The 20,353-nt window shown below is 30.3% G+C and carries 19 protein-coding genes; 7 read left to right on the top strand and 12 right to left on the bottom strand.

Annotation, left to right across the window (positions count from 1 at the left end; genetic code table 11):
* Positions 1 to 197 precede the first annotated feature (197 nt).
* From rpoC to UXY25_RS06610, 3 genes are all read left to right on the top strand, one after another.
* Positions 198 to 4,505 (top strand): DNA-directed RNA polymerase subunit beta', encoded by a 4,308-nt coding sequence (gene rpoC / locus UXY25_RS06620; protein WP_320815221.1) that lies wholly within the window; start codon positions 198 to 200, stop codon positions 4,503 to 4,505.
* 76 nt (positions 4,506 to 4,581) lie between these two features.
* On the top strand, positions 4,582 to 4,890 hold the full coding sequence (locus tag UXY25_RS06615) for a DUF3467 domain-containing protein (protein WP_320815220.1): 309 nt from the start codon (positions 4,582 to 4,584) through the stop codon (positions 4,888 to 4,890).
* Positions 4,891 to 4,947: 57 nt separating this feature from the next.
* On the top strand, positions 4,948 to 5,445 hold the full coding sequence (locus UXY25_RS06610; protein WP_320815219.1) for a GNAT family N-acetyltransferase: 498 nt from the start codon (positions 4,948 to 4,950) through the stop codon (positions 5,443 to 5,445).
* A gap of 25 nt (positions 5,446 to 5,470) precedes the next feature.
* Here the strand turns inward: UXY25_RS06610 and UXY25_RS06605 are convergent, their stop codons facing one another.
* From UXY25_RS06605 to UXY25_RS06590, 4 genes are all read right to left on the bottom strand, one after another.
* A complete protein-coding gene (locus UXY25_RS06605; RefSeq protein WP_320815218.1) occupies positions 5,471 to 5,857 on the bottom strand; it encodes a hypothetical protein in 387 nt (128 codons plus the stop codon).
* Between the two features lie 81 nt (positions 5,858 to 5,938).
* On the bottom strand, positions 5,939 to 6,727 hold the full coding sequence (gene rluF / locus UXY25_RS06600) for a 23S rRNA pseudouridine(2604) synthase RluF (RefSeq protein ID WP_320815217.1): 789 nt from the start codon (positions 6,725 to 6,727) through the stop codon (positions 5,939 to 5,941).
* Positions 6,728 to 6,842: 115 nt separating this feature from the next.
* Positions 6,843 to 7,622, bottom strand: coding sequence for a hypothetical protein (locus UXY25_RS06595; protein ID WP_320815216.1), 780 nt, complete (start codon positions 7,620 to 7,622; stop codon positions 6,843 to 6,845).
* 1 nt (position 7,623) lies between these two features.
* Entirely contained in the window at positions 7,624 to 8,718 is a 1,095-nt protein-coding gene (locus UXY25_RS06590; protein WP_320815215.1) for a Nif3-like dinuclear metal center hexameric protein, read from the bottom strand.
* 65 nt (positions 8,719 to 8,783) lie between these two features.
* On the opposite strand from UXY25_RS06590, the gene lpxK reads away from it, so the two are divergent.
* Positions 8,784 to 9,824, top strand: a complete 1,041-nt coding sequence (lpxK, locus tag UXY25_RS06585; protein WP_320815214.1) for a tetraacyldisaccharide 4'-kinase — start codon at positions 8,784 to 8,786, stop codon at positions 9,822 to 9,824.
* A complete protein-coding gene (locus tag UXY25_RS06580) occupies positions 9,775 to 10,587 on the top strand; it encodes a purine-nucleoside phosphorylase (RefSeq protein WP_320815213.1) in 813 nt (270 codons plus the stop codon). Before lpxK ends, UXY25_RS06580 begins: the two co-directional genes overlap by 50 nt.
* Here UXY25_RS06580 and UXY25_RS06575 read toward each other — a convergent pair.
* The 8 genes from UXY25_RS06575 to recF form a co-directional block, all read right to left on the bottom strand.
* Positions 10,577 to 12,778, bottom strand: coding sequence for an ATP-binding protein (locus UXY25_RS06575; RefSeq protein WP_320815212.1), 2,202 nt, complete (start codon positions 12,776 to 12,778; stop codon positions 10,577 to 10,579). The genes UXY25_RS06580 and UXY25_RS06575 overlap by 11 nt on opposite strands.
* Positions 12,779 to 12,824: 46 nt before the next feature.
* Positions 12,825 to 13,826: a type I glyceraldehyde-3-phosphate dehydrogenase gene (gene gap, locus UXY25_RS06570; RefSeq protein ID WP_320815211.1), complete on the bottom strand. Its 1,002-nt coding sequence runs from the start codon at positions 13,824 to 13,826 to the stop codon at positions 12,825 to 12,827.
* 1 nt (position 13,827) lies between these two features.
* Entirely contained in the window at positions 13,828 to 14,697 is an 870-nt protein-coding gene (gene lipA / locus UXY25_RS06565; protein ID WP_320815210.1) for a lipoyl synthase, read from the bottom strand.
* Positions 14,698 to 14,856: 159 nt separating this feature from the next.
* Positions 14,857 to 15,423 carry a sigma-70 family RNA polymerase sigma factor gene (locus UXY25_RS06560; protein ID WP_320815209.1) on the bottom strand — a complete coding sequence of 189 codons (567 nt, stop codon included), beginning with the start codon at positions 15,421 to 15,423 and terminating at the stop codon, positions 14,857 to 14,859.
* The gene (locus UXY25_RS06555) at positions 15,417 to 16,523 is read right to left on the bottom strand and encodes a glycosyltransferase (RefSeq protein ID WP_320815208.1); all 1,107 of its coding nucleotides are present in this window, start codon (positions 16,521 to 16,523) and stop codon (positions 15,417 to 15,419) included. Before UXY25_RS06555 ends, UXY25_RS06560 begins: the two co-directional genes overlap by 7 nt.
* 14 nt (positions 16,524 to 16,537) lie before the next feature.
* Positions 16,538 to 16,741, bottom strand: coding sequence for a membrane or secreted protein (locus tag UXY25_RS06550; RefSeq protein WP_320815207.1), 204 nt, complete (start codon positions 16,739 to 16,741; stop codon positions 16,538 to 16,540).
* A 61-nt stretch (positions 16,742 to 16,802) separates the two neighbouring features.
* Positions 16,803 to 17,810 (bottom strand): UDP-N-acetylmuramate dehydrogenase, encoded by a 1,008-nt coding sequence (gene murB / locus UXY25_RS06545; protein WP_320815206.1) that lies wholly within the window; start codon positions 17,808 to 17,810, stop codon positions 16,803 to 16,805.
* Positions 17,811 to 17,854: 44 nt separating this feature from the next.
* Positions 17,855 to 18,934, bottom strand: a complete 1,080-nt coding sequence (gene recF / locus UXY25_RS06540) for a DNA replication/repair protein RecF (RefSeq protein ID WP_320815205.1) — start codon at positions 18,932 to 18,934, stop codon at positions 17,855 to 17,857.
* A 124-nt stretch (positions 18,935 to 19,058) separates the two neighbouring features.
* Here recF and UXY25_RS06535 point away from each other — a divergent pair, with 124 nt between their 5' ends.
* A complete protein-coding gene (locus UXY25_RS06535; protein ID WP_320815204.1) occupies positions 19,059 to 19,844 on the top strand; it encodes a tetratricopeptide repeat protein in 786 nt (261 codons plus the stop codon).
* Position 19,845: 1 nt separating this feature from the next.
* A complete protein-coding gene (ribH, locus tag UXY25_RS06530) occupies positions 19,846 to 20,334 on the top strand; it encodes a 6,7-dimethyl-8-ribityllumazine synthase (protein ID WP_320815203.1) in 489 nt (162 codons plus the stop codon).
* The last annotated feature ends 19 nt before the right edge of the window (positions 20,335 to 20,353 follow it).

Genomic DNA, 20,353 nt, shown 5'->3' with positions numbered 1-20,353 from the left:
TTTATAAAAAAGTTTTTTATAATTAGCATCTTAAATTTAGTTTTAAGGTTTAGAGAAGTAATTCGTGGTAGTGTTTATGTCTCAAGTTAAATGTCATAATGTTTGAAAGTCTTTAATGGTTTTCGACTTTTAACTTTTAAACTTTCGACTTAAATGAGAATCAATTTTTAATTGCAAATAAATCAATAGTAAAGACTATGATGAATAATAGAAATAATAAAGATAAAAATCCCGTTAAGAGATTTAACAAAATTACGATAGGCTTAGCGTCTCCTGAATCAATTTTATCTGAATCAAGAGGTGAGGTTTTAAAACCTGAAACTATTAACTATCGTACACATAAACCAGAGCGAGATGGTCTTTTCTGTGAGCGTATTTTCGGTCCAGTTAAAGATTATGAATGTGCTTGTGGTAAATACAAAAGAATCCGTTATAAAGGAATCGTTTGTGATAGATGTGGTGTTGAAGTTACAGAGAAAAAAGTACGTAGAGATAGAGTAGGTCACATCAATTTAGTTGTGCCAATTGCTCATATCTGGTATTTCCGTTCTTTACCAAATAAAATAGGTTATATTTTAGGGTTACCGTCTAAGAAATTAGATATGATTATCTACTACGAAAGATATGTAGTTATTCAAGCAGGTATTGCTAAAAGCGCTGAAGGTGAAGATTTAAAAAGATTAGATTTCCTTACTGAAGAAGAGTATTTAAATATTTTAGATACTATTCCTATGGAGAATCAATATTTAGATGACAACGATCCAAACAAATTCATCGCCAAAATGGGTGCTGAATGTATTATGGATTTATTATCTCGTATTGACTTAGACGAATTGTCATATCAATTACGTCATGCTGCAAATACAGAGACATCTAAACAAAGAAAAACAGAAGCTTTAAAAAGATTAAACATTGTTGAAGCTTTCCGTGAAGCTAATAAAAACAGAGAAAATCGTCCAGAATGGATGATTTTAAAAGCAATTCCGGTTATTCCACCAGAATTACGTCCTCTTGTGCCACTTGATGGTGGTCGTTTTGCTACTTCAGATTTAAATGATTTATACAGAAGAGTAATCATCCGTAACAATCGTTTAAAAAGATTAGTTGAAATCAAAGCTCCAGAAGTTATCTTAAGAAACGAAAAGCGTATGTTACAGGAATCTGTAGACTCGTTATTCGATAACACAAGAAAAGCTTCAGCTGTTAAGACTGAATCAAACAGACCTTTAAAATCTTTATCAGATTCGTTAAAAGGTAAACAAGGTCGTTTCCGTCAAAACTTACTTGGAAAACGTGTTGATTATTCTGCTCGTTCGGTAATTGTTGTTGGACCAGAATTAAAATTATTTGAATGTGGATTGCCAAAAGATATGGCAGCTGAATTATACAAACCTTTTGTTATTCGTAAATTAATAGAAAGAGGAATTGTTAAAACAGTAAAATCTGCTAAGAAAATTATAGACAAAAAAGAGCCAGTAGTTTGGGATATCCTTGAAAATGTAATTAAAGGTCACCCAGTTATGCTTAACCGTGCTCCTACGTTACACAGATTAGGTATTCAAGCCTTCCAGCCAAAATTAATTGAAGGAAAAGCAATTCAATTACACCCATTAGTGTGTACTGCCTTTAATGCCGATTTTGATGGTGACCAGATGGCTGTACATTTACCACTTGGACCTGAAGCTATTTTAGAGTGTCAACTGTTAATGTTAGCATCTCATAATATCTTGAATCCTGCAAATGGTGCTCCAATTACGGTACCTTCTCAAGACATGGTACTTGGTCTTTACTATATGACCAAAGAACGTGTGTCTGATGATACAAGAAAAATTAAAGGTGAAGGATTAACTTTCTATTCTGCTGAAGAGGTAAATATCGCTTTAAACGAAGGAAGATTAGAACTTAACGCTAGTATAAGAGTAAGAGCAAAAGATTTTAATGAAGAAGGTGAATTAGTGAACCAAATCATTAAAACTACTGCCGGTAGAGTATTATTTAACGAAGTTGTTCCAGAAGCAGCAGGTTATGTCAATGAAGTTTTAACTAAAAAATCATTACGTGATATTATTGGTAAAATTTTAGGAGTAACTAGTGTTCCTGTAACTGCTGAGTTTTTAGATAATATCAAAAATATGGGTTATAAATTTGCCTTCCAAGGTGGTTTATCATTCTCATTAGGTGATATTAGAATTCCTGAGCAAAAAGGTCAGTTAATTGCAGATGCACGTGTACAAGTTGAAGGTATTTCATTGAACTATAACATGGGTCTTATTACTAATAACGAACGTTATAACCAAGTTATTGATATATGGACTTCTGCAAATGCTAAATTAACAGAATTAGCAATGAAAAATATTAGAGAAGACCAACAAGGGTTCAACTCGGTATATATGATGCTTGATTCTGGAGCAAGGGGATCTAAAGAACAAATTCGTCAGTTAACTGGTATGCGTGGATTAATGGCTAAGCCAAAAAAATCTACTGCTGGTGGTGGTGAAATTATTGAAAATCCAATTCTTTCTAACTTTAAGGAAGGTCTTTCGATTCTTGAATACTTTATTTCTACTCACGGTGCTCGTAAAGGTCTTGCCGATACAGCCCTTAAAACTGCCGATGCAGGTTACTTAACAAGAAGATTACATGATGTATCTCAAGATGTTATTGTAAATTCTGTAGACTGTGGTACGTTAAGAGGAGTTGAAGTTTCTGCTTTAAAGAAAAATGAAGAAATTGTTGAAACTTTAGGTGAAAGAATTTTAGGACGTGTTGCTTTAAATGACATTGTAAATCCTTTAACTTCTGAAGTTATTGTTAATTCGGGAGAACAAATTTTAGAATCTGTATTAAAAACAATTAATGAATCTCCATTAGAACAAATCGAAGTTCGATCTCCATTAACTTGCGAGGCTGAAAAAGGTATTTGTGCTAAATGTTACGGAAGAAACCTTGCAACAGGTAAAATGACGCAAAGAGGTGAGGCAGTTGGTGTAATCGCTGCTCAGTCTATTGGTGAGCCTGGTACACAGTTAACACTTCGTACGTTCCACGTTGGAGGGGTTGCCGGAGGTATTTCTGAAGAATCAAGTATTGTAACTCGTTTTGCAGGTAAACTTGAGATTGAAGATTTAAAAACGGTTAAAAGTGAAGATGCTGATGGAAAAACAGTTAATACTGTTATTTCTCGTTCAACTGAATTAAAATTAGTAGATGTTAAAACAGGAATTGTTTTAAATACACATAATATACCTTACGGTTCAAATATCTTTGTTAAAGATGGTGATACTGTAGAAAAAGGAACAACAGTTTGTAAATGGGATCCATATAATGGAGTTATTATTTCTGAATTTACAGGTAAAGTTGAATATGAAGATCTTAAGCAAGGTGAAACCTTTGCTGTAGAGATTGATGAGCAAACAGGCTTTAAAGAAAAAGTAGTTTCTGAAGCACGTAATAAAAAATTAATTCCAACATTACATATTTATGGTAAAGACGGTGAATTAATTCGTTCATACAATTTACCAGTAGGATCTCACATGATGGTTGATGATGGAGAGAAAATTAAAGCAGGAAAAATTCTTGTTAAAATTCCTCGTCGTTCTTCTAAGTCAAGTGATATCACAGGAGGTTTACCAAGAATTACAGAGTTGTTAGAAGCTCGTAATCCTTCAAACCCAGCGGTAGTTTCTGAAATTGACGGTGTAGTTACTTTTGGTAAAATTAAAAGAGGAAATAGAGAAATTGCAATTGAATCTAAATTTGGAGATGTTAAGAAATACCTAGTTAAATTATCAAATCAAATTCTTGTACAAGAAAATGACTTTGTTAAAGCAGGTACTCCATTATCAGACGGTGCAATTACTCCAGTTGATATCTTAAATATTAAAGGACCTTCAGCAGTACAACAATATCTTGTAAATGAAATTCAAGAAGTTTACCGTTTACAAGGGGTAAAAATTAACGACAAGCACTTTGAAGTAGTAATACGTCAAATGATGCGTAAAGTTAGAATTGTTGATCCAGGAGATACTTTGTTATTAGAAGATCAATTAGCCCATACAAGAGACTTTATTGTTGAAAACGATAAATTATATGGTATGAAGGTTGTTGAAGATGCAGGAGATTCTGAAACGCTTAAAGCAGGTCAAATTATATCACCACGTCAATTAAGAGATGAAAATTCTATCTTAAAACGTAATGATCAAAACTTGGCTGTAGCTAGAGATGTTATTCAAGCAACTGCAACACCTGTATTACAAGGTATTACAAGAGCTTCTTTACAAACTAAATCATTCATTTCTGCGGCATCGTTCCAGGAAACTACTAAAGTATTAAACGAAGCTGCTGTTGCAGGTAAAATCGATACATTAGAAGGATTGAAAGAAAATGTAATTGTAGGACATAGAATCCCAGCCGGAACAGGTATGAGAGATTATGACGATATAATTGTAGGTTCTAAAGAAGAATTCAATGAATTAATGGCTGCTAAAGAAGAATTTAATTATTAATTTCATCTTTAAGCTTTCAAAATAACTTAAAAGCCTAACAGATGTTTCTGTTAGGCTTTTTTTAAAACAACTAATTATGGAAAATAACAACCCACAAGGACAAATCAACATTGAATTAGATGAAAAAATAGCTGAAGGAATTTATTCTAACTTAGCTATTATTAATCATTCTAATAGCGAATTTGTTTTAGATTTCGTTGCAGTGATGCCTGGAGCACCAAAAGCAAAGGTAAAATCGAGAATAATCTTAACACCACAACATGCTAAAAGATTATTAAAAGCTATGGCCGAAAATATTAAAAGATTTGAAAGCCAACATGGAGAAATAACAGAAGGAGAAACTCCAAATATTCCTTTGAATTTTGGGCCAACAGGTCAAGCTTAATAAAATAAAGTCTCGCAATTAGTGGGACTTTATTATTTTTGTATAAATTCTATTTTTATGCAACTTGTTTTAGCAAATTCTTCACACACAACTATTATTAAAGATTTAGCGTATGCTATTTGGCCATCTGCCTATGGCGAAATTCTTTCGTCTGAGCAATTGACATATATGTTGGGTATGTTTTACTCTGAAATGGCTTTAAAACAACAAATGGAAGAGAAAGGACATGTTTTTTACTTAGCGAAGAATGATACGGGAAAATATGTTGGTTTTGTTGCCTATGAAATTAACTTCGAGCCTCATAAAACAAAAATTCATAAAATATACGTTTTACCCGAAACACAAGGAACTGGAGTTGGCAAATTACTTTTTAACCTAGTAGTGGAAAAAGCAAAAGAAAATAACCAAAAAGCTGTTTTCTTAAACGTAAATAAATACAATACTGCCAAGGACTTTTATACAAAACTTGGTTTTACCATTATTAAAGAAGAAGTAATTGATATTGGTAAAAATTACATCATGGACGATTATGTAATGGAAATTGTTTTAAAATAAGTGTCATTCAAGGAAACAATTAATTCTATATCTTAGTTTCTGGTTTAAAAGGAGTGTATTTGATTAGATATTCGGGTTTCATTATTAATCCTGAATATTTATGGTTTAAAGTAGAGTACACTCTAATCTCTGGATTATGGTCTATTTTAGAATAAGTAGCCTTAAATCTATAGATTAACGTTTTTTTATAGACTAATGTTTGTTCTATTTTTAAACCTAAAAGTTTTCCGAAGCTTTCGTTAACTTCTGCACAAAAAGGTTTCATTACATCAATAGTTAAGCTTCTTGCAAATCCTGGTGTTGCAATTTTAGTAGTAATTGGAATATATTTTCCAGTTGAACAACTTTCAAATTGAGAAAAAGCAAATTGCTTTGCATTTTCAATTTGGATTGGGTCTAGTTTATCTGGCATTGTTGTTTTCGATGTTGAACAACTTAGCAATGTGAAAACTAATAATATTGTAAAATAGGGTTTCATGTAATTTATTAAAATCTAACGATTCCTCTCGTCATAATTTCTACTTCCTGTAAACTTCGCTTTGTTGCTTGGTAAACTGGCTTCTTCTGTTTTACTAGATTCAGAAATTAATGCATTTAAATCTTCCAATTCTTTAGGAGTAAGGTTTCTGTATTTTCCAACAGGTAAGTCTAAAGAAATATTTATGATACGGGTTCTTTTTAGCGCCACAACGTCATAATCTAAATATTCGCACATTCTACGAATTTGACGGTTTAAACCTTGTGTTAATACAATTCTAAATACATTGTTACTAATGCGCTCCACTTTGCATTTACGTGTAATCGTATCTAAAATAGGAATACCATTAGCCATTTGATCAATAAATCGATCTGTAATAGTTCTGTCTACAGTTACAATATATTCTTTTTCGTGATTGTTTCTTGCTCTTAGGATTTTGTTTACAATATCACCGTCATTGGTCATGAAAATTAACCCTTCACTACCTTTGTCTAGTCGGCCAATAGGAAAAATGCGTTCAGGATAATTGATTTCGTCAATAATATTATCGCGAATATCTAAGTTTGTAGTACATTCAATTCCTTCAGGTTTATTATATGCCAAATAAATATGTTCGCCTTTTTTTTCTTTAATTAATTCACCATTCACACGAACTTCATCAGTTGGACTAATTTTTGTACCCATTTCTGGCACAACTCCGTTAATGGTTACTCTTCCTTGATCGATAAGTCTATCGGCTTCACGGCGTGAGCAATAACCACTTTCTGATAAAAATTTATTGATGCGAACTAAATTATTTTCCATAGTGCAAAGATATGTATTTTAGTAATTAGTGTCTAGTAAATTGATCTTTTAGAATTAGAACCATAAAAAAATCCCGAATAAATCGGGATTTTTGTTTTTTATATAAAAATTGGAATTACATTTTTGCAAAAAGTTTATCCATTTTTTCTTTTTCTTCTTCAGCAAGAACGTTGTCTACTAAAATACGTCCACTATGTTCATCAGTTAATACTTTTTTACGACCAGCAATTTCCATTTGAGTTTGTGGTGGAATTGTAAAGAATGATCCAGCAGAAGCTCCTCTTTCGATAGATACAACAGCCAATCCGTTTCTTACACTTCCTCTAATTCTTTTGTAAGCAGATAACAAACGCTCTTCAATTTTTCCTTGGTATTCTTCTGATTTTTGATTTAAGAAGTTTTCTTCTTTTTCAGTCTCAGCCATAATGTCGCTTAATTCAGCTTTTTTATGTTTTAAATGAAGTTGTTTTGCTTCAAGTCTTTCTTTAGATTGATTTAAAACTTCTTTTTTATGTTCAATAGAAGCTTTCATCTCTTTAATGTTCTTTTCCGCTAATTGAATTTCTAACTCTTGAAACTCAACTTCTTTTGTTAAAGAATTAAACTCTCTATTGTTACGAACATTTTTTTGTTGTTCTAAATATTTTTTGATAGCTGATTTGTGCTCATCAATAGCATTTTTCTTGTCTTTAATTTGACTGTCGATAAGTTCTGAGTCTCCTTTAAGTTTGTCTAAACGGATAGTTAAACCAGCAACTTCATCTTCTAAATCATCTACCTCTAATGGTAATTCACCTCTTACATTACGAATTTCGTCAATTTTTGAATCGATTAATTGTAATGAATAAAGAGTTCTTAACTTATCTTCTACGCTTAGTTCTTTTGTCTTTGCCATATTAAAAATATTGAACAGGATTAGTGTTTTCTTCTGATAAAACGACTGCAAAATTAGTGATTTTTTCTTTAAGATAATCTAAAATATAGTTTTTTGTATATCTTTCACTTTCAAAATGACCAATATCAGCTAAAAGCAACTGATTTTCAGCTTCATAGAATTGATGGTATTTTAAATCGGCAGTTAAATAAGCATCTGCTCCAGCTTGCAATGCATTTTTAATTGCATAACTGCCAGAACCTCCTAAAACAGCAATTTTTTTTACGGGTTTTCCCAGTAAAGCACTGTGTCTTATTCCGCCACATTGCATTTTGTTTTTTACTAACGCTAAAAATTCTTCTTCTGATAAAGCATTTTCAAGTTCGCCTATCATTCCTAAACCAATGTTTTGGTGTTTGTTTTTGGTTTCGTAAATTTCGTAAGCAACTTCTTCATATTCATGATTATTGAATAATGCTTTTAGAATTTTATTTTCCAAATGTTTTTCAAAAACAACCTCAATTTTTATTTCTTTTGCCTGAACAAATTCAAACCTTGAACCTATTTTTGGATTACTATCTTCATTTCCAGAATACGTTCCTATTCCTTCCGAATTAAAACTGCAATTTTCATAATTTCCAACTTGTCCTGCACCAGCATCAAAAAGTGCGTTTCTTAAATGTGTTTCGTTTTCTGGAATAGTATAGGTGACTAATTTGCGGATAAAATTTTCTTTTGGGAGTAAAATTTTTGTTTTTTGTAAGCCAAGAGCATCACAAAATATTTTATTTACTCCTTTTTTATGATTGTCTAAAGCGGTATGAAGTGCATAAATAGCAATGTCATTTTTTATGGCTTTAATAATTGCTCTTTCTACATAATTTTTACCTGTAATTTTCTTTAATCCAGCGAATAGAATAGGATGGAAGCAAACTACTAAATTGCAATTTTTTGCAATGGCTTCATCAATAACATTTTCTAAGGCATCATGGCAAACAAGAATTCCGTTCACATCTGCATTATTATTGCCTACTAATAAACCTACATTGTCAAAGTCTTCGGCATATGCAAGAGGAGCAAGTTCTTCTAAAACGGAAATAATTTCTTGTAACTTCATGTCTAATTGATTTAACCAAAATTGATTTATTTTATTCAAAGATAAAAAAACGCTACTTTCGTACTATGAATTTTTTAAGAAAAATACTTTTCCCAGTCGCTTTTGTATACTGGATAGTAACTTGGGTGCGTAATTATTTTTACGATAAGCAAGTTTTTAAAAGTAAATCGTTTGATTTGCCTATAATTGCTGTAGGTAATTTAAGTGTTGGAGGAACTGGTAAAACACCTCAAATAGAATATTTAATTCGTCTTTTACATGATAAATTCAAAGTAGCTACATTAAGCCGTGGATATAAAAGAGAAACCAATGATTTTATTTTAGCGGATGACTCTACTACAGTAAAACAATTAGGTGACGAACCTTTTCAGTTTTTTACTAAATTTCCAAAAGTAAAAGTTGCAGTTGATGCTGATAGAATTAACGGAATTACCCAGCTTTTAAAACTTGATGATGCTCCAGATGTTATTTTGCTTGACGATGCTTTTCAGCACCGAAAGGTAAAGGCAGGTTTTTATATTTTACTTACTACTTATTCGGAATTGTTTTATGATGATTATATTTTACCTTTTGGAAACCTACGAGAACCAAGTTCTGGTAAGAAAAGAGCAAATATGATAATTGTCACTAAATGTCCGGTTGATATTTCAGAACTTGCAATGAGTGAAATTAAGAAGAATTTAGATGTTGATGTTCCTGTTTTTTTTAGCAAAATTGAGTATGATGAGTTTGCGTGCTCAGAAATTGAATCAATTAATGCAATGGATTTAATGCAAACTGAAAAGACTATAATTACAGGTATTGCAAAACCATTTCCATTTATACGTCATTTAAAAAAGGAAAATGATTTGGTTTTAGAGTTTTCAGACCATCATAATTTTACTGAAAAAGAGATTGATAATATTAAAGAATTAGCTAATAATAAAACAATCGTTACTACAGAAAAAGATTTTATGCGATTACAAGGAAGTTTGCCAAAAGAGCAACTTTTCTATTTGCCCATTAAAAGTTCTATTCTTAATGATGCTGATGTTTTAGATAAAATTATTTTAGATTATGTGGGAGAAAATAGAAGAAACAGTTCAGTTCATTCAAAAGATAGTTAATTATACACCAGATTACGGAATTATTTTAGGTTCTGGATTAGGTGGATTTGCTAATGATATTCAAGTAGAACATAAGTTGGAATACAAAGACATTCCTAATTTTCCTATTTCTACAGTTGAAGGTCATGAAGGTGCTTTGCTTTTTGGTTCAATAGGAAACAAAAAAGTAATGGCTATGCAAGGACGTTTTCATTTTTATGAAGGATATGACATGAAGCAAGTTACTTTTCCAGTTAGAGTGATGAAACAATTGGGCATAAATAAGCTTATTGTTTCAAATGCTTCTGGAGGTGTAAACCCGTCTTTTAAAGTAGGAGATGTAATGTTAATTACAGATCATATTAATATGATGCCAGAGCATCCATTAAGAGGAAGTAATGATACTCGTTTTGGACCTCGTTTTGTAAACATGAGTGAGCCTTATTCTAAAGACATGAATGTTAAAGTTAGGGCAATTGCTCACGAAAAGAACATTGATCTTAAAGAAGGGGTTTATTTAGCTTTACAAGGACCTACATTTGAAACTTTAGCAGAATATAAAATGGTTAAGGCTGTAGGTGCTGATTGCGTGGGTATGTCTACCGTTCCTGAAGTTATTGTTGCAAAACACATGAGTATGGATTGTATAGGTGTTTCTATTATTACAGATATGGGAGATGAAGAGAATATTGATGAAGTAAACCATGAAGAGGTTTTAGAAGCTGCTAAAAAAGCAGAGCCTATTGTGCGAAAATTAATTAAAGAATTTATCCTTACTTATTAGTTAAATACTCAATTACAACTTCGTAGAATTTTTCAGGTAAAAACGGTTTTGTAATTACCTCATTCATGCCATAAGACATTAATAGTTCTCTATTCTCATTTAATGAAATAGCAGTTAATGCTATAATAGGTATTGTATCATTGAATTTTCTAATTTCCGCAGTAGCTTCAGTTCCGTTTATTCCAGGTAAATGAACGTCCATTAAAATTAAATCATATGAATTGTTTTTCATGTGTTCAATAGCATCTTCACCATTATCTATAATTACACATGTAATGTTTTTTCTTTCCAACATTTTTTGGGTAATCATTTGATTTATTTTATTGTCTTCAACTAATAAGATTTTTTTGTTTGAAATATCAAATTCAATTATAGGTTCTAAATCATTATTGGCTGCAGTAATTGTTTTTGCTTTTTTAAAGTTGATTGAAAAACTAAAGGCACTACCAGATTTTCCGTCACTTGATAAAATGATTTTTGAGCCCATTATTTCAAGGATTTTCTTTACAATAGATAAACCAAGGCCTGTTCCTCCATATGTTCTGTTTATTTCAACAGAACCTTGACTAAAACTATCAAAGATATTTTCTTGCTTTTCTATTGGAATTCCGATTCCGTTATCTTCAATTTCAAAAAACAAAACCACTTCATCTTTGTCTTCAGAGGTTTTGTTTATGGTAAGCCAAACCTTTCCGTTTTTACTAAATTTAATTGCATTATTCAATAAGTTTATTAAAACTTGAGAAAGTTTTGTTGGGTCGCCAATTAAATTAAAGTTAATAGAATCATCAATATTGGTATGAAAATCAATATTGTTTTCAGATATAAATTCATTAAAGGAAGTTTTAATATTTTCGACTAATTCAATAATATTAAAGCTAATTTTTTCACTTTGGACTTTGTTAGATTCTAATCTGTTAATTTCTAAAATATCATTGATAAAGTTTAATAAATAATTTCCTGAAAATTCTAAGGATTTTAAATATTGTAACTGACTTGCCTTAGGTTTTTCTTGTAATAATAAATAAGTAATACCATTTATTGCATTTAAAGGAGTTCTTAATTCATGACTAACAGTTGCTAAAAATTTAGAACGTGCTTTTGACGCAAGTTCAACTTTTTCTTTTTGAGTAATTAGCTCTTTGTTTTTTGTTTTAAGAAGTTTATTAGTACTTATTCTTATTTTATTGTTTTTGTATAAAGACAAACTTAATAAGGATAATATCGAAATTAAAGCGATACTAAGTATGCTTATTAATTTAGAAAATCTTAAAGTTCTTTGTTGACTTTTTTGCTCTTTGTCTAATTGCTCAATAGTTTGAAGTTGTTTATCAAATTTAATTTCATTAAAAGTGTTTTCGGAAATTAAGTTATTAAAATCGCTCCCTAACGAATCTAAAATCACAACGTATTTTTCTAAATAAAAATTAGACTTTTCAAACTCTTTGGTTGATTTGTAAAGAGTACTTAGCTCTTTTAAAATTATTATTTCTAATTGTATGTTGTTATTCCCTTTTCTGTTAGTCTTTAAAGCTTTAGTGTAATATTGAACCGCTTTTTTGTATTCTTTTTTAATAAAATAAATTTGACCTAATTGGAATAAGGCTTCAACTTTAGTGTTTATGAAATCTTTATTTGTAACATCTATAATAACTTTTTGAAGAATTAATTCTGCTTCAGTAAAATTGTTTTTATTTTTTTGGATAATTCCTTTTTGAAGATTGATTAAATCAATTGCGTCTGGAAAATTTAATTGACTATATATTTGTGCTGATTTATTTAGATAAATTTCAGAGAGGTCAGTTTTATTTTTTGTTAGATAACAATTTCCTAAACTATAGTAGGCTAAAGCCAAATTTGTACTCTTTTCTTTTTTATTGTGATAATTGATGCTTCGTATGAAATTTTCAATTGCTAAATCAGTTTTATTTAAGTCAAAATGAATACTTCCAAGCACTAAATAACAATCGGCAAGTTTGTCTTTTAGGTTATTTTTTTTTGCGTATTCAATTGCTTTTTCAGTATAAATTATAGCTTTATTAAAGGATTTTTTATCGTCTTTATTAAAAACGGCTACTTCTAAGAAATAATCAACACTGTCGTTTATTTTGGTGTTTTCTTTATATAGCGATTGCGAATAACTTAATGAAGTTAAAAATAAAAGAGTTAATAAGTATCCTTTAATTTGCAATGCTTATGACTTTAGTGAAAATTATAATATTTTATAAATATAAAAATTATTTTTTTGAGACAAAGCTTATTAAGTCAATTAATCTTGAAGAATATCCAATTTCGTTATCATACCAACCTACAATTTTTACCATATTGTCAATAACACTGGTCAATTGCGAGTCAAATAAACACGAATTTTTGTTGCCAATAATATCGACAGAAACAATTGGATCTTCAGTATAGGCTAGTATTCCTGACAATTTTCCTTCGGAAGCATCTTTAAAAGCCTTATTGATTTCTTCAATGGTTACTTTTTCTTTCAAGTTGAAAGTAATATCGGTTAAAGAGCCGTCTGGAACAGGAACGCGAATTCCACAACCGCCTATTTTTCCTTCAAGTTCTGGAAAAATTTTGGTAATTGCTTTTGCTGCACCTGTAGTAGTAGGAACAATAGATTGCGAAGCTCCACGAGCTCTTCTTAAATCCTTATGCGGTTGATCGTGTAAGCTTTGATCTGTTGTGTAAGAATGAATTGTTGTAATATAAGCTTGTTCTATCTCTCCTATAGATTGCATTACCTTTATCATTGGTGCTGCATTGTTAGTAGTGCAACTTGCATTAGAAATAATAGTTTCAGAGCCATTTAAAATACTTTCATTAATCCCCATAACAACCGTTTTAATGGTCTCATCTTCAGAAGGAGCAGAAAGAATTACTTTTTTAGCACCAGCAATTATATGTTGGTTAGCCAGTTCCCAGGTTTTAAATTTGCCTGTAGCTTCAATAACAATATCAATGTCTAATGTTTTCCAGTCTAAATTAAAAATTTCTTTTTCGTGAAAAAATAAATATTCTTTTTGGTCAACAAAAATTGAAGTTTCGTTATGCTTTATTTCATAAGGTAAAACACCATGAATACTATCGTATTTGGTTAAATGACTCATTGTTTTGTTGTCTGCAATGTCATTTATTGCCACTACTTCAATTGTAGGATGATTCAGTAATAAACGAAATAAATTTCGACCTATTCTTCCATAACCATTAATAGCTATTCTTGTTTTACTCATTTTAATGAATGTGTTTTTCTGCATGGTAAGAAGAACGAACTAATGGGCCGCTTTCTACATGTCTAAAACCAAGTTCTTTTCCTATTTTTTCGTACTTTTCAAATTGCTCTGGAGTAACAAAAAATTTAACAGGCAAATGTTTTTTTGTAGGTTGTAAATATTGACCAATAGTAACAATATCTACTTTAGCATCTTTTAAATCATGAAGTACTTGAATTACTTCCTCTTCGGTTTCGCCTAAACCAAGCATGATTCCTGATTTAGTTCTTTTGATGCCTTGTTCTTTTAAATATCTTAAAACTTCTAAGCTTTTCTCGTATTTCGCTTGAATTCTAACTTCTCTTGTTAAACGTTTTACGGTTTCCATATTGTGAGAAACTACTTCTGGAGCGACTTCAATAATTCGATCTAAATTTCTAGTGTTTCCTTGAAAATCTGGAATTAAAGTTTCTAATGTTGTATTAGGATTCATTCGTCTGATAGCTTTAACTGTTTCAGCCCAAATGATAGATCCCATGTCTTTTAAATCATCTCTGTCAACGCTGGTGATAACGGCATGTTTAATGCTCATTAATTTAATAGAACGAGCCACTTTTTCGGGTTCATCCCAATCAACAGTTTCGGGTCTACCCGTTTTTACACCACAAAAACCACAAGAACGCGTACAAATGTTTCCTAGAATCATAAAAGTAGCTGTTCCTTCTCCCCAACATTCTCCCATATTAGGACAACTTCCTGAAGCACAAATAGTATTTAGCTTGTATTTATCTACTAAACCTCTTAATTCGGTGTATTTTTTACCAGTTGGTAATTTTACACGAAGCCATTTTGGTTTTGGTTCTCTAGGTGGAAAAACATTTTCTGTTGCCATTTTATCTTTTTCAAATGTGGTTTTAAAACACAAAGGTAATAAGAAGTTAGAAGTTAGGTGTTAGAAGTTGGAAGTTTTTATGTTTTGTTATTATATTTCTAACAAAAAAACAGAATCAAGTTCTTGATTTGTGTTTTCAGAATAGTTTTAGAGTAAAAATTAGTTCCTTTTAGAAATAATTTCGGCTAATAATTTTTTGGCTCTAAGTAGCTTTACTTTAATATTATTTAAAGGTTCTTCAAGTGTTTCCGAAATATCAATGTAGCTCATTTCTTGAAAATAACGCAATTGGATTACTTCCTGATAAGCAGGCTTCAATTGTTTAATATAACCTAATAATTGCGAAAGGTTTTGCTCGGTAATAATATCGTCTTCTGCACTTGGAGTTTCATCAACAATTTGATACGCTTGATTATCATCACTACTATTCATGTCTAAAAATAAAGAGGTTTTCTTTTTTCGCAACATGTCAATATGTACATTTTTTGCAATAGCAATTAACCAAGTATTAAATCCAAATTCAGGATTATAAGTCGCAATTTTATCAAATGCTTTTGCAAATGTTTCAATTACAATATCATCTGTATCGGCCTCATTTTCAGTTCTTTTAAGCATATATCCAAAAACTTCATTCCAAAAGAAATCAAGTAGAAAAGTAAAAGCAACTTGGTCGCCATTTTTAGCTTTTTCTATATTTTTTTGGATTATTTCTGAAGTTATTACCAATGCTTAGGTTTTGAGAATAAGTTAATAATAAATAAATATAATTGAGTAAAAATAAGTACTGTTTCGATAATAGGATACCAATACATTACATCGCTTTCTTTTAATTTTGAAGCACTAAACCCTAAGGACATCCAAGAGATAAGGTACCTAAAGGTAAATAATGCTGCAACTAATATTAATTGATGGTTTAAAGCTAGTAAAATTATTCCTAAAAGGATAGTAAATAGTTGAGAAAAGTAAAACAAACCCAATTGGAATTTATCAAATCCTTTGTAGTATTTAGCGGTTGAAATATGTCTTCTTTTTTGGTTGAACCAATCATTAAAATTAGTTTTTGCATCAGAATAGGTAAAGCTATTTGGTTCAATGCAAATTGTTGTATTATTTTTTGTACTTGCTTGGTTGATGAATAAATCATCATCGCCAGAACGAATTTTCATATGGTCAATAAAACCGTTTACTTTGTAAAACTCATCACTTTTATAAGCTAAATTTCGTCCAACTCCCATATAAGGTGCCCCTATTTTTGCCCATGAAAAATATTGAACAGCCGTCATTAAAGTTTCAAATCGTATGATTTTGTTTAAAAATGAACCTTTAATTTTATTATGTGCGCCATATCCTAAAACAATGGTTTTTTTAGGAGTAAAATTAGAAGTCATGTTACTTATCCATTCAAAAGATGCAGGTTTGCAATCGGCATCTATAAAAAGTAAATGTTGGTGTTTCGCGACTTTAATTCCTAAAGTTAATGCGTATTTTTTATTACCCCAAAAAGTTTCGTTGTTTTGAACTTTAACCAATTTGACATTTGAGTATTGTTTTTCATACTCTTCGAATAAATCTAAAGTTTCATCACTTGAAGCGTCATCAATTAGTACAATTTCAAATTCAGGATATTTTTGATTAATTAAAAGGGGAAAATAATTTTTTATATTTTCTGCTTCATTTTTGGCACAAACTATAATAGAAACAGGTAATTTTTGAGAATTACCATTATTAACTTTCCCAAAAGAAAAATTACCAAAAATGAATAGATAATAAATAACTTGTATGCAAATTACTACTATAAAACTTATTAAAAGTATATTTAAAACCATATATAATTGGGTACTTATTTTTCAGAATCGTTTGTGCAATCTTGCATTTGCTCTGGGGTTTTACCGCAAAATCCGCAATTTTCTCCGTCTTTATTTAAAAACGGACTTTGGCTAGCGCAAGTTCCAGAAAATTTCCCGTCTTTTTTTGCCCATATTTTAATTGCAATTCCTGCAAATGCTATTGCAAGTAAACCGATAGTTAATAAAACAAGTTTCATTTTTCATTATTTTAGAGATTGCAAATTTACAAAACAAACAGTAATGAAATACAAAAAATGTTTAAATAATATTTACTTCGGCTTCAATAGAAATGCCGTATTTATCAAGTATAGTCTTTTGAATGTTTTTGGAAACGTCTACAATCTCTTGTCCGGTTGCATTTCCATAATTAACAAGTACTAATGCTTGTTTTTCATGAATTCCAGCGTCTCCAAATCTTTTACCTTTAAATCCAGCCTGCTCAATTAGCCAACCTGCCGGAACTTTTACTTCTGTTTCAGAAACAACATAGTGAGGCATATCTGGATATTTAAGCGTAACTTTTTTATATAATTCTAATGGAACAATTGGGTTTTTAAAGAAACTACCACTGTTTCCAAGTTCTTTTGGGTCTGGAAGTTTACTTTTTCTAATAGCAATTACTGCATTACTAATGTCTTTTATGGTAGGATTTGTAATCTTGTGATTTGCTAATTCAGTTTCAATAGCGCCATAAGAACTATTAGTTTTGTGGTTCTTTTTTGTAAGTTTAAAAACTACACTTGTAATAATATATAGATCTTTTAAATCATTTTTAAAGATGCTTTCTCTGTACCCAAAATTACAATCTTCTTTTTTGAAAGTTTTAATTTTTTTGTCGGTAATCTTAATAGCGTCACAAGAAGAAAACATATCTTTTATTTCAACTCCATAAGCACCAATATTTTGAATTGGAGTTGTGCCAACATTACCAGGAATAAGCGATAAGTTTTCAATTCCTCCATAATTATGGTCAATGCACCATAAAACAAATTCATGCCAATTTTCTCCTGCATTAGCTTTTATCCATACAGAATCTTCATTTTCTTCAATTATAGATATTCCTTTTAAATTTACATGAACAACTAGTTTATCTATATCTTGTGTTAACAGCATATTGCTTCCTCCGCCTAAAATAAAAATATCTGTATTATGTTCTAAAACAGTAGTTAGTTCTTCAATATTTTGCACAGAAGTAAATTGCTTCGCTTTTGCATCTATCCCAAAAGTATTGTATGTTTTTAAAGAAAAATCAGTTTGAATATTCATATGTTTTGAAAAAAAAATCAGTGTAAAAGTAATAATAATTTCAGTTACAACTGAAATATAGAGTAAGATTGATGCGTGCTTTTAATTATCGCTTCAGTTCTTTCTGCATGTGTATCGGAAATAAATATTTGGCCAAAAACCTCGTCATTTACCATTGCTACTATTTTTTGAACTCTAGATTCGTCAAGCTTATCAAAAATGTCATCAAAAAGAAGAATGGGCAATACGCCGCTTTGTTGCTTTATAAATTCAAATTGGGCTAGTTTTAAAGCAATTAAAAACGATTTTTGTTGACCTTGTGAGCCAAATTTCTTAATTGGAAAATTGTCGATTTCAAAAGATAAATCATCTTTGTGAATTCCTACACTAGTATATTGTAAAGCTCTGTCTTTATTAATGTTGTTTATGAAAAGTTCTTCTAATGTGTTTTCAAACAAATTACTTGAGTAAACTAATTGAACCTTTTCTTCATTATCAGAAATCAATTGATAGTATTTTTGAAAAATAGGGATAAAATTTTCTAAAAACTGCTTTCTCTTTTCAAAAATATTAGTACCAATAGGAGTGATTTGATCGTTGTAAACACTTAAGGTTTCATTATCAAAAGATTGATTTAAAGCAAAATATTTTAATAATGCATTTCGTTGAGCAGTCAACTTATTATATTGAATTAATTCATTAAGGTACAAATTGTCTAAAGTAGAAATTACGCTATCAATGAATTTACGTCTTACATCGCTTCCTTCAGAAATTAAATTAGTATCAGAGGGTGAAATAATTACTAATGGAATAAAACCTACGTGATCAGAAAGTTTGTCGTAAATTTTATTATTCCTTTTTAAAACTTTTTTTTGACCTCTTTTAAGACTGCAAGCAATTTTTTCTTCTTTTTCATTTTTAGAAAAAGTTCCATCTATTAAAAAGAATTCTTCTTCGTGCTTAATATTTTGAACAGCTAAAGGGTTAAAGTAGCTTTTTCCGTATGATAAATGAAAAATAGCATCTAATATATTGGTTTTTCCTTTACCGTTCTTGCCTACAAAACAATTTACCTTTTCATCAAAATCAAAAGACTTGTCTGAAATGTTTTTATAATTTAATAATGATAATTGTTTTAAATACACAGTTTATTTTCCTTTATTTGTAGCCGTATTGCAAAAGTAGTTGCAAAATAGAAAAATAACCATAAAAAGGGCTTTTAATTTTCAATAAAAATTATATTTTTGCACCTCAATAAATTTAAAATAAATGGCAACATATAACAAAAGAGGTCACAAGGCTTCAAAACCAGAAGAGTTAGACAATAACGAAAATGAATTTGAAGAAGTAACTAAAACTTCAGGAGAAAGTACAACTGAAGAAGTTTTTAACACTTTAGACCAAACGGCTTCTAGAACGGAAGAATGGGTTGCTAAAAATCAAAAACTAGTATTAGGAATTGTAGGTGCAATCGCATTGGTAACAATTGGTTATTTGTTTTTCAATAAATTTGTTTCTCAACCTAAAGAAGATGAGGCATTTAATGAAATTTTTCAAGCTCAAGAGTATTTTAATCAAGCTTTAGTAAATACAGAGAATCCAGATTCATTATTTAACCTTGCGTTAAAAGGTGGTGAAGGAAAACTTGGTTTCATAGGAGTTGCTGACCAGTATTCTGGAACAAAAGCAGGAAACCTTGCTAATTATTATGCTGGTATGTCTTTTTTAAACATAAGAGATTTTAAAAATGCTGAAAAACATTTATTAGAATTTTCTTCAAAAGATGTAATTTTAAATGCAATGGCATTAGGAGGTTTAGGAGATGCTTATTCTGAAACTAATAAAGTTGAAGATGCTATTTCATATTATAAAAAAGCAGCTGACGCAAACGAAAATGATTTTACAACTCCAAGATTTTTATTTAAAGCAGCTCAACTAGCATTAGCTTCAAATAATAAAGCTGAAGCAAATAAATTGTTTACTCAAATTAAAGAGAAATACGAAACTTCAAGAGAAGGATCAAATATTGACGCTTATATTGCGATGACAGAATAATATGGCTACAGAAAATAAAAATTTATCTCAATACGATAAAAACACAATCCCAAACGCGAAAGACTTTCGGTTTGGGATTGTTGTTTCTGAATGGAACGATGAAATAACAAACGGTTTATTTAATGGTGCAAAAGCAGCATTATTAGATTGTGGAGCTTTGTCAGAAAATATAATTCGTTGGGATGTTCCTGGGAGTTTTGAGTTGGTTTATGGTTCTAAAAGAATGATTGAAACTCAAAAAGTAGATTGTGTTATTGCAATAGGTTGTGTTATTAAAGGTGAAACAATGCATTTTGAGTTTGTTTGTGAAGGCGTTACTCAAGGTGTAAAAGATTTAAATTTAAAATACGATGTTCCTACTATTTTTTGTTTGTTAACAGATAATTCAATGCAACAGTCTATTGATAGAAGTGGTGGAAAGCATGGGAATAAAGGTACTGAAGCCGCAATTGCTGCGATTAAAATGGTAGATTTAAATAGAAAAGCTTAATTTTTTATTACTTATAAAA

This window comes from Flavobacterium sp. (assembly GCF_034111225.1).
GTDB lineage: Bacteria > Bacteroidota > Bacteroidia > Flavobacteriales > Flavobacteriaceae > Flavobacterium.
This window is presented reverse-complemented; position numbering and strand designations above follow the sequence as displayed.